General features: G+C 40.8%; 19 protein-coding genes. 8 read left to right on the top strand and 11 right to left on the bottom strand.

What is annotated here, in order from left to right; all coding sequences use genetic code 11:
• Window positions 1-58: 58 nt before the first annotated feature.
• Window positions 59-871 carry a putative transcriptional regulator of efflux transporter gene (gene ydfL, locus BSU_05460; RefSeq protein ID NP_388427.1) on the bottom strand — a complete coding sequence of 271 codons (813 nt, stop codon included), beginning with the start codon at window positions 869-871 and terminating at the stop codon, window positions 59-61.
• A gap of 110 nt (window positions 872-981) precedes the next feature.
• Window positions 982-1,875, bottom strand: coding sequence for a primary Mn(II) efflux pump (mneP, locus tag BSU_05470; RefSeq protein NP_388428.2), 894 nt, complete (start codon window positions 1,873-1,875; stop codon window positions 982-984).
• 475 nt (window positions 1,876-2,350) lie between these two features.
• Between mneP and ydfN the strand changes: the two genes are divergently transcribed.
• The 4 genes from ydfN (at window position 2,351) to ydfQ (ending at window position 4,940) form a co-directional block, all read left to right on the top strand.
• The gene (gene ydfN, locus BSU_05480) at window positions 2,351-2,971 is read left to right on the top strand and encodes a putative oxidoreductase (RefSeq protein ID NP_388429.1); all 621 of its coding nucleotides are present in this window, start codon (window positions 2,351-2,353) and stop codon (window positions 2,969-2,971) included.
• A 15-nt stretch (window positions 2,972-2,986) separates the two neighbouring features.
• Complete coding sequence (gene ydfO, locus BSU_05490) at window positions 2,987-3,925, top strand: putative dioxygenase (protein NP_388430.1); 939 nt, start codon at window positions 2,987-2,989, stop codon at window positions 3,923-3,925.
• Window positions 3,926-4,026: 101 nt separating this feature from the next.
• Window positions 4,027-4,416: a putative membrane bound oxidoreductase gene (gene ydfP / locus BSU_05500; RefSeq protein NP_388431.1), complete on the top strand. Its 390-nt coding sequence runs from the start codon at window positions 4,027-4,029 to the stop codon at window positions 4,414-4,416.
• A 185-nt stretch (window positions 4,417-4,601) separates the two neighbouring features.
• Window positions 4,602-4,940: a putative thioredoxin or thiol-disulfide isomerase gene (ydfQ, locus tag BSU_05510; RefSeq protein ID NP_388432.1), complete on the top strand. Its 339-nt coding sequence runs from the start codon at window positions 4,602-4,604 to the stop codon at window positions 4,938-4,940.
• A 39-nt stretch (window positions 4,941-4,979) separates the two neighbouring features.
• Here ydfQ and ydzH read toward each other — a convergent pair whose 3' ends face one another.
• The 3 genes from ydzH to ydfR all read right to left on the bottom strand — a co-directional run bounded on the left by ydzH (window position 4,980) and on the right by ydfR (window position 6,779).
• Window positions 4,980-5,216 (bottom strand): conserved hypothetical protein, sporulation-related, encoded by a 237-nt coding sequence (gene ydzH, locus BSU_05520; RefSeq protein NP_388433.1) that lies wholly within the window; start codon window positions 5,214-5,216, stop codon window positions 4,980-4,982.
• 531 nt (window positions 5,217-5,747) lie between these two features.
• Window positions 5,748-5,978, bottom strand: a complete 231-nt coding sequence (gene ydzR, locus BSU_05529; protein ID YP_003097687.1) for a conserved hypothetical protein, sporulation-related — start codon at window positions 5,976-5,978, stop codon at window positions 5,748-5,750.
• Between the two features lie 123 nt (window positions 5,979-6,101).
• On the bottom strand, window positions 6,102-6,779 hold the full coding sequence (gene ydfR / locus BSU_05530) for a conserved membrane protein of unknown function (RefSeq protein ID NP_388434.1): 678 nt from the start codon (window positions 6,777-6,779) through the stop codon (window positions 6,102-6,104).
• 112 nt (window positions 6,780-6,891) lie between these two features.
• Between ydfR and ydfS the strand changes: the two genes are divergently transcribed.
• Complete coding sequence (ydfS, locus tag BSU_05540; protein NP_388435.1) at window positions 6,892-7,599, top strand: hypothetical protein; 708 nt, start codon at window positions 6,892-6,894, stop codon at window positions 7,597-7,599.
• Window positions 7,600-7,613: 14 nt separating this feature from the next.
• On the opposite strand, the gene cotP is transcribed toward ydfS, so the two are convergent.
• The 3 genes from cotP to ydgB are packed head-to-tail and all read right to left on the bottom strand — an operon-like array spanning window position 7,614 to window position 8,586.
• Window positions 7,614-8,045, bottom strand: coding sequence for a spore coat protein (cotP, locus tag BSU_05550; RefSeq protein ID NP_388436.1), 432 nt, complete (start codon window positions 8,043-8,045; stop codon window positions 7,614-7,616).
• A gap of 12 nt (window positions 8,046-8,057) precedes the next feature.
• Window positions 8,058-8,300: a conserved hypothetical protein; putative germination protein gene (gene ydgA, locus BSU_05560; protein NP_388437.1), complete on the bottom strand. Its 243-nt coding sequence runs from the start codon at window positions 8,298-8,300 to the stop codon at window positions 8,058-8,060.
• 13 nt (window positions 8,301-8,313) lie between these two features.
• Window positions 8,314-8,586 carry a conserved hypothetical protein; putative germination protein gene (ydgB, locus tag BSU_05570; RefSeq protein NP_388438.1) on the bottom strand — a complete coding sequence of 91 codons (273 nt, stop codon included), beginning with the start codon at window positions 8,584-8,586 and terminating at the stop codon, window positions 8,314-8,316.
• Between the two features lie 298 nt (window positions 8,587-8,884).
• On the opposite strand from ydgB, the gene ydgC reads away from it, so the two are divergent.
• From ydgC to ydgE, 3 genes are all read left to right on the top strand, one after another.
• Window positions 8,885-9,472 (top strand): putative transcriptional regulator, encoded by a 588-nt coding sequence (gene ydgC / locus BSU_05580; protein ID NP_388439.1) that lies wholly within the window; start codon window positions 8,885-8,887, stop codon window positions 9,470-9,472.
• Window positions 9,469-9,813, top strand: a complete 345-nt coding sequence (ydgD, locus tag BSU_05590) for a hypothetical protein (protein NP_388440.1) — start codon at window positions 9,469-9,471, stop codon at window positions 9,811-9,813. Before ydgC ends, ydgD begins: the two co-directional genes overlap by 4 nt.
• Before the next feature lie 162 nt (window positions 9,814-9,975).
• Window positions 9,976-10,449 carry a putative N-acetyltransferase gene (gene ydgE / locus BSU_05600; protein NP_388441.1) on the top strand — a complete coding sequence of 158 codons (474 nt, stop codon included), beginning with the start codon at window positions 9,976-9,978 and terminating at the stop codon, window positions 10,447-10,449.
• A 159-nt stretch (window positions 10,450-10,608) separates the two neighbouring features.
• Here ydgE and vmlR read toward each other — a convergent pair whose 3' ends face one another.
• The 3 genes from vmlR to dinB all read right to left on the bottom strand — a co-directional run bounded on the left by vmlR (window position 10,609) and on the right by dinB (window position 14,637).
• A complete protein-coding gene (gene vmlR / locus BSU_05610; RefSeq protein ID NP_388442.1) occupies window positions 10,609-12,252 on the bottom strand; it encodes an ATP-binding cassette efflux transporter in 1,644 nt (547 codons plus the stop codon).
• Between the two features lie 319 nt (window positions 12,253-12,571).
• Window positions 12,572-13,948, bottom strand: coding sequence for a putative amino acid permease (gene ydgF, locus BSU_05620; protein NP_388443.1), 1,377 nt, complete (start codon window positions 13,946-13,948; stop codon window positions 12,572-12,574).
• 170 nt (window positions 13,949-14,118) lie between these two features.
• Window positions 14,119-14,637: a nuclease inhibitor gene (gene dinB, locus BSU_05630; protein ID NP_388444.1), complete on the bottom strand. Its 519-nt coding sequence runs from the start codon at window positions 14,635-14,637 to the stop codon at window positions 14,119-14,121.
• Window positions 14,638-14,747: the final 110 nt, after the last annotated feature.

Genomic DNA, 14,747 nt, shown 5'->3' on the forward strand with positions numbered 1-14,747 from the left:
AAAAAATAAACCCTCTAGTTAGTAGAGAGTCAAGGGAGATCAAAACATATTCATGAGATTATTTGATGGGCAGCAGGATTTCAGTCACGTAATTATCTAGGTTATTCGTAATGCCATAATCAATGAGTGTGATTTCGATTGAGTCCCCTGCTACCTCATAATGATGTTCTTTCATATATGCCAGTAATTTTTTGTAGTATGGTTCGGCTTCTGGATGTGACCCTTTAAACCTAATTTGCAGATATTCTCTTGAAGGAAAGATGATTTCTGAAGAAGTTTTTTCATTTTCATCTTCAAGAATCATAAATATACTGGAATATTTGTCAAACTGTTTTGCTTTCACATTTGCTGCAGAAATGGATAAACCAATCTTGCCTATGAATATATCTTCGTTTACATTCAGGTGGGTTCTCAATTCAGCTAACGAATGTTCGATATCATGGCCGAGAACATATTCATGCTGCAAATAGGCCACACGCATTGCGGGAAGTTTGATTTTTGAAATTTGATGTAACGGCATGTTAACGGCATCTTCTATATGTGTGATGCGTCGGGAGATCTTTCGTTCAATGCGTTCCAATTCTTTCTTCTTGCGATCAATTTCAACCTGCTGGCTTTTTAGTAAATGAAGAAGAGTGTTTGTATTTTGAGAGTTATAAAAATCAAGAAGCTTATTGATTGGCAGGCCTAGGGCCCTCAAATACTTGATGGTATCCAGCCGCTCAAACTGTTGGGTAGAATAATATCTATAGTTCGTTTGCTCATCTTTATATTCCGGTTTCAAAAGGCCGATTTCATCATAATACCGAAGAGCAGAGATTTTCACATTGAATAACTTTGACACTTCTCCAATCGAAAAAAATTCCTTCATTCTAACAACCTTTCTGTCCTATGATTGATATACACACATTATATAGTACGGCGAGTACTAAAGGTAAAGTTTGCAGCATAAAGAAAAAACTCCTTCTAAAAAGGAGCTTTTCATTCTTCGAAATAAGGATTTACATGGATGAGCACTTCTTCTACATCTGAAAACTGTCTTTTGATTTCATTTCGAATTTCGCGGGCAATGTCGTGTCCCTGCTTAATTGTCAAATCATGATCCAAAGATAAACGGACATCAAGCAATTTATAGTGGCCATGTTCTCGCGCGCGGATTCTATCAATTCGTTTTACCTGATCACATTGAAAAATAACAGCTTTATATTCCTCTATCAGCTCGGGATCAACACTCTTTTCCATGAGCACATCAACAGACGGCCTGATTAATTCCATTGAAATCTTAAAAATGAGGTAAGCAACGATTGCACTGGCAATGGCATCGGCGTACAACAGATAGGACCATCCACGGCTGTTTCCGATGATAGCCAACAGGACGCCGATAAAAGCGGCAAGAGAGGCAACGATATCGCCTTTATGATCGTACGCAATCGCTATAATCGCTTTGCTGTTCCATTTTTTCCCTTGCTTTATAGAATAACGATATAAGATTTCCTTAGCCACGTACGAAATCAGAGCCGCAAACAATGCGCTGTATTGGGGAACGCTTGGCCCTTTAACAAAGGACAGAATCGCTTCTATGAGGATATAAACGGATACGATCACTAAGATAATTCCTACAATCGCCTCACTAATGACTTCAGCTTTTCCGTGACCAAAAGGATGGTCTTGATCGGGCGGTTTATTGGAAATTCCGATCACTGCCAAGACTGCAATCGAAGCAACGACATCTGCCGCGGAATGTATTCCGTCTGCAAACACGGCTTCACTATCGCCTACCAGCCCAAAAAAGACCTTTCCTGCCATTAAGATCAGATTGGCGATCAATGCAATCAAAGCAACTTTTCTGCTTATTTGTTCTCTTTCACTTGCCATTTTTTCCTCCTATAAAACTGCACAAAAAAATAGGAGTGCTCTATATACGCTCTCCGTATCCTTTCCTGTGTAATCACTTTGTTTATCATACCAATTCAATTTCGAGTGGGTCTATAGCAACGTTGTTTCCTGTTTACTAATAAATAAGGTGACAGAAAAAAAGTTGGAGCTATGCTAAAAAGGTCATACAGCAAACAAATGAGTTCTTATGTAACAACAGTGATGATTCGCTATTAAAATGCTGCCGTCAGTGAAAAATTTCCACCTAATTTTCAAAAACCTATTGACATGAGAAGATCTGTATTTTACTATTATCTCATATTCAAGATATTTTAATTTGAGATATTTGGTCGGAAAGATCAGCGATCAAGCGCAACTCTAAGTGTTCAATCGTTGTCAGTTCTTTTACACAATATTCAATATGATTTTTTATAACATAATATCTCGAATTCGAGATAAAAGGGAGTGTAGCGTAATGGCTGAATTTACTCATTTAGTCAATGAAAGACGATCTGCAAGCAATTTTCTTTCAGGTCATCCAATCACAAAAGAAGATCTCAATGAGATGTTTGAATTGGTTGCATTGGCACCATCGGCTTTTAATTTGCAGCATACAAAATATGTGACGGTTCTTGACCAGGACGTAAAGGAAAAGCTGAAGCAGGCCGCAAACGGACAATATAAAGTGGTTAGCTCTTCTGCGGTTCTCTTGGTATTAGGGGATAAGCAGGCATATCAACAAGCGGCCGATATCTATGAAGGTTTAAAGGTATTGGGGATATTAAATAAGCAAGAGTATGACCACATGGTGCAAGACACCGTTTCGTTTTATGAAAACAGGGGAGAACAATTTAAGAGAGATGAGGCGATAAGGAATGCTTCACTTTCTGCGATGATGTTTATGCTGAGTGCTAAGGAAAAAGGCTGGGATACCTGCCCGATGATCGGCTTTGATGCGGAAGCCGTAAAACGGATTTTGAACATAGACGACCAATTTGAGGTTGTCATGATGATTACGATTGGAAAAGAAAAAACAGAGAGCAGAAGACCGCGCGGCTACCGGAAGCCTGTGAATGAGTTTGTTGAGTATATGTAAAAGGAGCGGATAAAAATGGCTAAAAAAACGATGGGAATTCATCATATTACAGCGATTGTCGGTCACCCTCAAGAGAACACAGATTTTTACGCAGGAGTGCTTGGGCTTCGTTTGGTCAAGCAAACTGTCAATTTTGATGACCCAGGTACGTATCATCTTTATTTTGGGAATGAAGGCGGGAAGCCGGGAACAATCATTACCTTCTTTCCGTGGGCCGGAGCCCGCCAAGGCGTCATTGGAGACGGTCAAGTTGGCGTGACTTCGTATGTCGTGCCGAAAGGGGCTATGGCATTTTGGGAAAAGAGACTAGAAAAGTTCAACGTTCCCTACACCAAAATCGAGCGCTTTGGGGAACAATATGTAGAATTTGATGATCCTCATGGACTGCACTTAGAAATCGTGGAAAGAGAAGAAGGAGAGGCTAATACGTGGACTTTCGGAGAAGTAACGCCCGATGTTGCCATTAAAGGTTTTGGGGGTGCAACCCTATTATCAGAGCAGCCTGACAAAACCGCTGACCTTTTAGAAAACATCATGGGGCTGGAGCGAGTCGGCAAAGAAGGAGACTTCGTTCGTTATCGTTCCGCCGGTGATATCGGAAATGTGATTGACCTTAAGTTAACGCCTATTGGCCGCGGGCAAATGGGGGCCGGAACGGTGCATCACATCGCTTGGCGGGCTAACGATGATGAAGATCAGTTAGATTGGCAAAGATATATTGCTTCCCACGGATATGGTGTAACTCCTGTTCGGGATAGAAACTACTTTAATGCCATTTACTTCAGGGAACACGGGGAAATCCTGTTTGAAATCGCAACTGATCCCCCAGGCTTTGCACATGATGAAACACAGGAAACAATGGGCGAAAAACTGATGCTGCCTGTGCAATATGAACCGCATCGCACACAAATTGAACAAGGGCTGCTGCCGTTTGAAGTAAGAGAGTTAGATTGATTTGACACATAAAAAATAAAGAAACATATATTCAATTGATGATTGCTGGATGGTACTGTCAGCAAAGAATCAGATAAAATCAAAGATGAGGAGAGATACAAATGGAAGATGCAGGACTGTTGCTTATTCGTATAATGATTGGTGTGGTGTTTTTGTTTTATGGCACACAAAAATTATTCGGCTGGTTTGGCGGATACGGGATTAAAGGAACCGGACAATGGTTCGAATCAATTGGGGTGAAACCAGGAAACGTTGCGGCCGCTCTATCAGGTCTTGGGGAGTTAGTAAGCGGAATTCTATTTATTTTAGGCGTATTCCTCCCGCTTGGAGCTGCTATCATAACAATCATCATGTTAGGTGCTATCGTAAAAGTCCATGGAGCGAAAGGTTTTGCGAATGGCGCCGGAGGTTTTGAATATAACCTGGTGCTCATTGCAGTTTCCATAGGGGTTGCACTCATCGGTTCAGGAGCTTACGCTTTGCATTTTTAATACGAAAGTATGTAAGAACAGTTGCTGCTTGTCAGTAACTGTTCTTTTATTTTCACATTTTCGGCAAGCTTGCAGGTACTCTGCAAAGCAAAAAAGCGGATATCATAAATATAAATCTGTATAGTGAATGATACGTATTGATGAGCTTGGTCATGAAAAACAGACCTATTTGAAGGAGTAAATGGATGAAAGAGATGACAGGATTACATTCATTAGTTTCTATAGAAAACTTTATCAAACAGCACAAATTCAGTTTTATTTATATATCAAGGCCTGGCTGTACAGTATGTCACGCAGTTCTGCCCCAGCTCAGAATAGTATTGGATCAGTTTCCAAACATCAAATTGGGGCATATCAATGCTGACGATGTAGCAGAGGTCGCCGGCAGATTTTCAGTTTTCACCGTTCCTGTGCTTCTTTTGTTCATTGATGGGACTGAGTTTCTAAGAGAAGCCCGTTTTGTTCATTTTGAACAGCTTGAACAAAAGCTGAAAAGGGTTTATCGATTATATGAAGGCGAATAAAGGAATAAGGCAAAAAAAGAACTCAAATGAGTTCTTTTTTTATTCTTCACTAGGCGAAGAAGGGTTATCAACCTGCCCTTGATCACTTGTATCATTATCACAACTTGCTGAAATAATAATTGAATGAGAAGGAGAGTAATCTCCTAATGTGAAATTCACTCCGTAATTTTTGCTGTTCGCAGTATGGCTGTTTTGCAAGTTTTGTCCGATATCTGTATTGGCGTTTTGTGTCATTCCATTTATCGTGAGATTTGAGATGTTGATTTGAGATCGCATGCTTCAAAAACTCCTTTCACTCAGAAGTAGCTGTCATAAAGGACGCTGGCAGTCTATTTACTTCTATGATATTGCGTTTTTATATCATTGCATCAACATAATGGTAAAAATAATAGCGAGTGAATGATCATCTTTTGAAGATGATCAACCTATCAGCAGAAATAAAGCCGCCTGATAAAGAGGCGGCAGATCGTTATATGTCATCTATGAATTTGATGTATCGTTTTTCGTTTGCCTGAAGGATAAGATAGTCGTTTTTAATGATGAGTAGGAGCCTATAGCAGCGTAGCCATAAAACCAGCCCATAAATACGCCAGAAAAGAGGCTGTGTCGATGGCTTATGAAAACAGAAATGACAAGGCCTGTTATTAAGGCAACTGACGGTACAAAAGTTTTGGGGATTTTCAATAATATTTTGAGGATTTGGGTTATCAATATGATGATTGGAACAGCTATCACAGCATCCCAAAAGTTCGTGTGAATAATTGGAAAAGCCATACGGCACCTCATGAAGTGTTTATTTCTTAATTTTTACGCTAAAAGCTTGGAAAGCAGCTCTTGGATCGCATATGTTACATTTTGGGCTTGATTGGCGGAGCTTGTTTGGCTTAAAGCATTGGATTCAAAAACCAAACCTGTATTACTCCCACCGGAACCCTCTGTTGTTTTAGACACAGAGAACGGGCTGATGGAAACTGCAAATCCGTTATTAAAAACGCTGTTCCCGGATATCGAATGAATATAAACTGGGAATTTCATCATTCATCTCTCCTCTCTGTTATGACTGTTTATACAATATGGTGTGTGAGCAGCAGTTGCTTAAACAAAACGGCAAAAACTTTCAGTAAGAGACAAAAACCTGCAAAATGCCACAAGCGCCTTTTGTTAATGCAGCTTTTTAGGGACGTTTTTTTTATTTTTTTTGCCAACTTCATCAAAAATATTCTGATTGCCAGACTGGGCTTGTCCGTCCTTATTTATGAAATCGGGGTGAATGAGTTTTTTCAGATCCCTGACTGTTAAAGGCTTGGCGTCATCAGTTAATTCTATTCCTAATTGCCCGTTTGCCTCTAATGTCGCAATTTTGACATCTTGTATAGCCGTAACGCCGTGAAGCCTTAGCTGCATTTCAAGCTGGTCAGCTGTAAGTCTCATCTTCTTTAAGTTTTCGATATGAAGCTGTCCGTTTTCAATGACGATTTTTGCTTTTCCGGTTAACATCTTTTCAATGGTGTTCGATTTCATTTGGATCCATTCCATAACGATGAGTGTGCTTGTGAAAATTGCCGCTGCAATTAATGTTTTGAAGAGGCTGTACTCGATGATTGGCTGAACGATAATAGTTCCGATCGAAATCATGACAACCGTTTGAGTCGACGTCATTTGTGCGATTGATTTCCTTCCTGAAATTCTCAGCAAAATGACCCCGGCTACAATGAGAACAAGAGATTCCCAAGTGAAATTCATGCTACCACCTGACCAATGATGAATTAGATTTGTCATGGGATTGGCTTTTCTTCCGGCCAATCGCAATTTAATATATCCGAAAGGCAGTCGGTTCATTCTGTCCTGAACCGAACAATATTTTTGGTATAGATGGATATATTAAGCCAAACAATGATAGCAACAGGAGTTTTTTGGCCGAAACAATCTGGGAAGCGGGGAGCGCCATAACATGATTGAACTTGAAGTTGTCATTAGAACGGTTGCCAGCTTTGGCTTGCTGTTAATCGCAGAACGAATTTTAGGCAAACAGACAATCTCTCAAATGACGATTTTTGATTTTATTGCGGCGATCACACTAGGGGCGATTGCTGCCGGATTAGCTTACAATACTTCAATAAAACCGCACAATATGGCCATTTCGTTTAGTATTTTTGTGCTAACCATTTTTCTAATTTCGTTTCTGTCGATAAAGAACAGGAAGCTGAGGAAATTTTTTGCCGGAGATCCAACAGTGCTGATTCAAAACGGGAAGATACTTGAATCAAATATGAGGAAAATGCGTTACACACTTGATTATTTAAATCAGCAATTACGGGAAAAAGAAATATTTAATATCGAAGAAGTTCTTTTTGCCATTCTTGAAACGAATGGTCAGCTGACTGTGTTAAGAAAACCGCAATTCCGGCATGTGACCAAACAGGATTTAATGATTGCGGTAAACCAAGAACAAAGGCTTCCGATAGAACTTATTATGGACGGAGAAATCATTGAGAATAATTTAAAGCAGAATCGTTTGACGGAATCCTGGCTTTTGGAAGAATTGCGAAAAAGAGACATAAAGGTGAAAGAGACCGTGTACGCAGTGCTGCTGGGTAATGGGGATATTTATGTGGATCAATATAAAGACCATATATCAGTCCCTATGGATAAGGAATGAAGGAACAATCAATCTTAAAGCCCCTTATTGAACGCAACGGTTTCAACTTGTCTTGGGTACGAAATATGCAGAAGCCCGTTTAACAGCTGAATCTGTAACAAATGAGTTTCAGCGGCTTCGGGAAGCTGAATGATTCGCTCAATTTCTCCGTAATACCGTTCACGCAGCACTTCCATTTCGGCTGGAAAAACAGGCGTGATCGTTCCTTTGATCAGCAGCTGGGTTTTAGACAGTAAACGGATCGTTAATTCTTCCTCATACACACCGGGCATTTCCACAATGATAAAATTATATTCCTCATCTTGATAAAAGTCGTAAACAAACGTAGAAGCTTCGGAATCAAAAAAATGTTCCGGGGCTTTATATTTGAGCACATTTGTCCAAAAGTCACTTTGTTTATATTCATTCGTAATCTCAAGCCACTTTCGAATTTTTTCGAAATCCATATGAGATTCTCCTTAAATTTGATTTGAAATCGGCGCAGAAGGGTTTCCGATTTGGTCTTGGTCACTAACGTCTGAATCAATATTTCCAGTGTTTAAAAGTGAAGACGTAGGCGAAAGATCCCCTAAGGAAAAGTTTGCTCCAAAATATTTGCTGTTCGCAGTATGGCTGTTGTGCACAGTCGGACCGACATCTATATTTCCGTTTTGCGTGACGCCGTTGATCTTAATATTTGCGATATTAATTTGATATGGCATAGACGAAACCCCTTTAATCTAAAATTGGCGGTGGTGCAATCGGAGGAGCATTAACGTTGGATGTATCAGAGTTGCCGATAGATGTCTGGTCATTTACATCAGGATCGTTTAAGAAGTTTTCCATTACGGATTCTGTAGGTGATGTATCACCGAAAGAAGAGTTGGTCCCTTGAGATTTTTGATTGTTGGTAGGGCTGTTATAAGCAGCTTCGCCTATTGTAATTGAACCATTGCCCGAAATACTGTTGATCTTCAAATAATATAGGTTGATTACTGTAGACGGCATCCCATCACACCCTTCCATCTTTCTGTACAGTACATTATGCGCCGCTGCACCCAATTGTTCCTTGCATTTACGGGCAAAACTCTATCTGGCCCCGGAGTGATGCTCAATTATCAGTGAATGAAAAGCCATTGATATAGGAATCAATGAATTGATTCAGTTATTCGAAATGCATGAGACCTTTTAATAAAGGAAGCTGGCAAACAGGATCAGTTTGAAATAATTGACAATGAAGCTAATGCCATGAAATAATACTCGTGAGTAACATTACTCGTGGGTATTATTTTTGGGGTGGTCCTAGTTGAAAAGTAAAGGAGTAGAAAGCCGAAAACGATTACTTAAAGCTGCCGCTAATGAATTTTCGGTTCGGGGATTCCATGACGCGAAGGTAAGTGAAATTGTGAAAAAAGCTGGGTTCACGCAGCCTTCATTTTACCTGTACTTTCAAAGCAAAGAAGCCATCTTTGCCGAGTTAATAACCGATTTTCACTCTCGAGTCAGAAAGCTGACAGAGTCACTTCTTCTGGAAAACGGATTAAACACGGAGGATGTGTCAAAACGGGTACTGCTAGCTGTAGAGACTGTTTTTCAATTTTTGGATGAGGACAAGGATTTAACCAAGATCGGCTTTTTTCTCAACCCGGAAGCAAAACAAATGAAAAAAGACTTGGCGATGGTTTTGAAAGAGAACTTAGAAGCAGAACAGCGGCTTGGCTATTTTCACTCTGAACTGGATATGGAAACTGTCGCTGAGTGTTTGGTCGGCATGATTGAACATTTAACCGAATCATTTTTGTTAACCGGAATCAAAGATCCGGCAAGCCTCGCAGCAGAGGTTGTGAATCTTTTAATTTACGGGATGCTTCCGAAAGGGAATGATGTAAGATGATATCTATTATGATGAAAGTCAGTTTGGCAGTTTTTATGCTTGCGGGAGGCATCATAAAGGTAAGCCGCGTTCCCTTTCAAGTTGAGCATTGGCGGCATTATCAATATCCATTATGGTTTCTGACTGTTACTGGCATTCTTGAAATAGCCGGGGCACTTGCTATGACAGCGGGAATTTGGAATCGGTATGCAGCAATTGGAGCAGGTGTTCTGTTTGTCGTTCTCATGGCGGGAGCAATTCATGCGCATATGTTTCGAGCAAGACAATCTGTCATCATGGCGATACAAGCGATGATTTGTTTGATTGTTTCAATCATGATCATCATGGGGAGTTACACGTAAGCTTTTCACTAATGTTTAAGAACAAGCCCATTTGCAGGAAATCTCCTTTTCTTATCGAATAATAGAAAGTCCAGGAATTAACTGAATCAGTAAAATAGAGCTCCATTTCTGTGTTATTCGTCCGGCATCAGCTGGGCTTTTTTTATAAAGGAGGAATACAGGATGGCATTCACTTTGGAAGACATGACTGAGGAAGAGTTCGAAGCCTTTCGCGGGATGTCCGTGCAAAATTTTGCGAAACAAAACATAACGTCAGGAACTTGGACGGAAAAAGAGGCATTTGAGAAATCGGAGCAGGCATATGAGAACATGATTCCGAATGGGCGAGACAGCAGCAATCATTATTTTTGGAACATCACAAATGACCAAGGAGAAAGAATGGGCTGGCTCTGGCTGTATGCTGATCCATTACATCCGCAAAAGGAAGCGTTTATCTATTCCTTTGGATTGTATGAAGCCTTTCGCGGAAAAGGACTTGCTCAATTGGCGCTTCAAACGCTTGATGAAAGAGCAAGAGAGCTTGGTGCGGAAAGGCTGGCTCTACATGTATTTGCACACAACGAGACAGCCGTCTATCTTTATCAGAAGATGGGCTATGCCATGACCAATATACGTATGCGGAAACAGCTATGCTGAAAAGCCGCTTACGTTACCCAAATACAACATGCCTATCTGGAAGCGGTGGCAGGGTACTATAAGTCATCATTAGAAAGATTAAGGTCATGGGAGGCTTGAACATATAAAGAAAAAGGACAACAGCTGTTGTCCTTTTCAATGCCGCTTGAACTTTCTCCCTCAGTCTTTTTTGTCTTGATGATCCAGCTCTTTTATTCGTTTCGTAAGCTCATTGAAAGCCTGATCAAGCTCCTTATACCCTTTATCATTTGGCGTCATAAAACTGAGCTTTCCCAGCACTTCTTGTCTTTCTGTCTCAAGCTTTAACCGAAGCTCCTCCCGCTCATTTCTTTCTGAAGGAACGTCGTTTAACTGCTTTTCGATGCCGTTGTTTGAGATGACGAGTTTACTGTTTGTTGTTTTTTCGAGAAAGTATCGGTCATGTGAAACCGCCAGCAATGTGCCGCTGTATTGTGACAGTGTTTCTTCCAGCTGTTCGCGTGACGGCAGGTCGAGATGGTTTGTCGGCTCATCTAAAATCAGCACGTCTTTTTCCTCCAGAATATATGCCATCAGCTTGATCTTTACACGCTCACCCATACTCATATGCTTGATCGGTTCAGTCCATTGGGCGGCTGTAAAACCTAAGTGCCTCATCAGATTTTGAACGTGCCCCCTTGCTTTGAATGTTTCATTCTCAAATAACTCTTCCGGTGTTTGTTCTAAAGGCAAATCAAACACCTCCTGCGTTAAATAGCCGATGTTTGCGGACGGCGACACCCATACACTTCCTTCTGCTGTTTCCTGTCCCAGAATGATGTTCAGTAATGTCGTTTTTCCGCTGCCATTGGGGCCTATGATCGCAACCTTTTCGCCGTGCTGAATTGTAAAGTTTGCGTTTTTAAAGAGAGTCCTTTCTCCAAACGCTTTTGTTACATTCTGAACTTCTAAAAAACGTTTTCCTGTTTTGTGGGTTGTATCGATTGAAAAGCGGACTGTATATTCTGGGGTAACGGGTTCCGCCTTTGCTTTTTCAAGCTCTTTTTCAAGCCGCTTCTGCTTGGATTTTATCTGGGCATCCGTACGCTTCGCTTTTACCCGGTGATATTCTTTAAACCCTTCCTTTTTCGTCGATTGAGCATGGGCTTTTTCCGACCAAGAAGCGAGCCCATTCATTTGTGCTTCAATCCGTTCAACCATTTTTTGCTGCTTTTCATATTCACGCTGCTGGGTGAGTCTTTTCTTCTCCCGGAACTTCATATACCCGGAGTAATTCCCTTTGAATTCAATCAGCGTCTGATCCTCAAGCGACCATATTTTTGTTGCGGCTTCGTCTAAAAAATATCGATCGTGAGAAACGAGAATCACAGTGCCGTTATAATGTTTCAGCTGTTGGATGAGAAATTGCAAGCTTTTTTCATCAAGGTGGTTTGTCGGTTCATCTAACAGCAGCAGATCTGCATCCTCTGATAGTCCTTTCGCCAGCCGCGCTTTCAGTTTTTCACCGCCGCTTAACTGATGAAAATCACGAAGAGGCACATGCCATTTCTCCAGTAACTTCTTTTCGGCAGGTGTCTGATCCGCAAAGGAATACGCCGCGGTTTCCTGTTCAACCAAAGCCAGTTTTATATCCTTCCGAAGGATTTGACCCTGTGCAGGGGCTAAGTCATTGTGAATGAGGTGCAGCAACGTAGATTTCCCAGCGCCGTTTTTGCCGATAATCCCAATGATATCTCCTTGCTGAACACTGGCGTTTACATGTTTAAAAACAGTTTGATCCTTTACTTCATAGCTAACGTTTGTTAATGTTACGATCTCTTTCATCCATATCCCTCGCTTTAAAGGGAGAATAAAAAAATCCTCCCAAATGTGTTGGAAGGATTAGCCGTGCCTGTGCATGATCAAATAAGCTATTTTTTATAAATAGCAGTGTCGTATATATAGAAAATGGGCAGACTAATCCTATTTTTTGATTTGAAATATTGATTTCAAACGGTAAAAATAAGATTAGTTAATCATTGTCCACCCATCATCCCTTCTTGTTTTGATTACAAACACTATAGCATACCTTTAAATTCAAAAGCAAAGGTCATTTTCATCAAAAAAACTCCTGCTCTCATTTTTGAGGCAGGAGTTTTGAGTCTTATTGATGCTTCGCTTTTCTCACTTTATAAATCACAATCAGCAAAATAAACCAAACCGGTGTGACAAATAAGGAAACACGAGTATCCTGTGCCAGTGCCAGCACAACCAGAACAAACGCCAGGAACGCAAGAATCAGGTAATTTGTAAACGGATAAAGCGGAAGCTTAAACTTGTTTGTTTTCGCTAATTCAGGTCTTGTTTTGCGGTATTTCATATGGCAGATGACCGTAATCCCCCAAATGTAGATAAAGCATACGGTTGAAATACTTGTGATCAGGGTGAATACGCCTTCTGGCATGATGTAGTTTAACGTAACACCGATTAAAATCACGATAGCTGAAAAGAATAAAGCATTTCTAGGCACTTTACGCTGAGTCAGTTTCGCCATTGACTCAGGCGCATTGTGATCTTTCGCCAGGGAATAGACCATACGGCTTGTACTGAATACAGCGCTGTTGCATGCTGAAGCAGCGGATGTCAACACAACAAAGTTGATAATACTTGCAGCCCCGACGATGCCAACAGCGACAAATACTTGTACGAATGGGCTTTCGCTGGGATTGATGATATCCCAAGGATAGATGCTCATAATCACGAGAAGAGCCCCGATATAAAAAAGCAGCACACGGACAGGAATATTGTTGATCGCCTTAGGGATTACTTTTTCAGGGTTTTCTGTTTCACCGGCCGTAAGCCCGACAAGCTCAATGCCGACAAAAGCAAACACAACCATCTGGAACGAGAGGATAAACCCGTGCATGCCATTCGGGAACAGGCCTCCGTGGCTCCAGAGGTTTGTGAAGCTGGACACTCCTGAGCTTGTGGAAAAGCCTTTGAAAATCATCACAAGGCCAATGACGATTAACGCCAAAATGGCAATGACTTTAATCAAAGCGAACCAAAATTCTAATTCTCCAAAAAGCTTGACTGTCGCCAGATTCATAATCAGTAAAATAATAAGAGCGATTAAGCCAGGCACCCATTGCGGCACACCCGGGAGCCAATATTGAGTGTAGAGCCCGACTGCTGTCAGATCAGCCATCGCAATGGAAATCCAGCAGAACCAATATGTCCAGCCGGTGATAAAAGCTGCCATATCGCCTAGGTAGTCTTGTACAAAATCCACAAAAGAGTGATAGTTCAAGTTTGATAACAGCAGTTCACCCAGCGATCTCATAATTAAAAAGCAAATGATCCCTGTGATCATATAAGCAAATAAAATCGAAGGTCCGGCAAAATGAATCGATTTGCCCGAGCCGAGAAATAAGCCTGTCCCAATGGCTCCGCCGATGGCGATGAGCTGGATATGCCTGTTTTTCAAGCCTCTCTGCAACGTTTGCTGATTTATATTGTCTTTCGTCATGTCGTCTGTCACTTTATGTGTTCCTCCATTGAAAATTGTTTATTGAGTCAGCAATCTATTTTTAATGATTATTATAACACTAAAATTTCTATCTTTTTTACTAAAAAAGGATTGATGAAAAGAATTTTAATGTGATTTGGACTATTTCCCGAAAAAGCGGCTCCATTTAGGGAGCCGCTTTTTTATGCTTTTTCAGTTTTTGTCATAAACAGGTAGAGCCCGTAATCTGTCGGTGCGGATGCGTAGCCTGCCTGCCGCAGCATTGCTGTGATATTGCCGCGGTGGTATGTCCCGTGATTGACAACGTGGGGAAGCAGTTCGGAAACAGTTGTTTTCATGATTCCGCTTGAGGGATTTTGAATCTGGAGTGGCTTATTGAGCTGTTCTTTTTGCTGTAAAAATAGTATATAGCGCTCGGATAACCTCAGAAAAAGGTCTTCCATTTCCTCTATTTCTTTAGCCTCTGTCTGTTCTTTAAGCTGTTCAGCTAAAGCCAACGCATCGCTCAAGGTTTTGCCGGAAAACACTTCAATCCAGCCGAGATCAGAAAGATAAACATGAGACAATACATGGGATATTGACGGAAACACGCTTTGAATTTCTTGATGGTATATCTCTTTTGGAAGCTCTTTTAATCGGTTGAATATTTGTTGATTGGCCCAGACGTTATATTCATACAATTTGAATGCAAAATCTGACATGTTAAAATTCCCCCTTTCGTGTGTATAGCTTTCATTATACACGAACATGAGTTCTTATGTAGAGTGCTCGAAAATAAAATTTGTTGACATATATAGTTTAGAGGAATAAA

Origin of the sequence: Bacillus subtilis subsp. subtilis str. 168 (assembly GCF_000009045.1) — a bacterium.
Classification (GTDB): domain Bacteria; phylum Bacillota; class Bacilli; order Bacillales; family Bacillaceae; genus Bacillus; species Bacillus subtilis.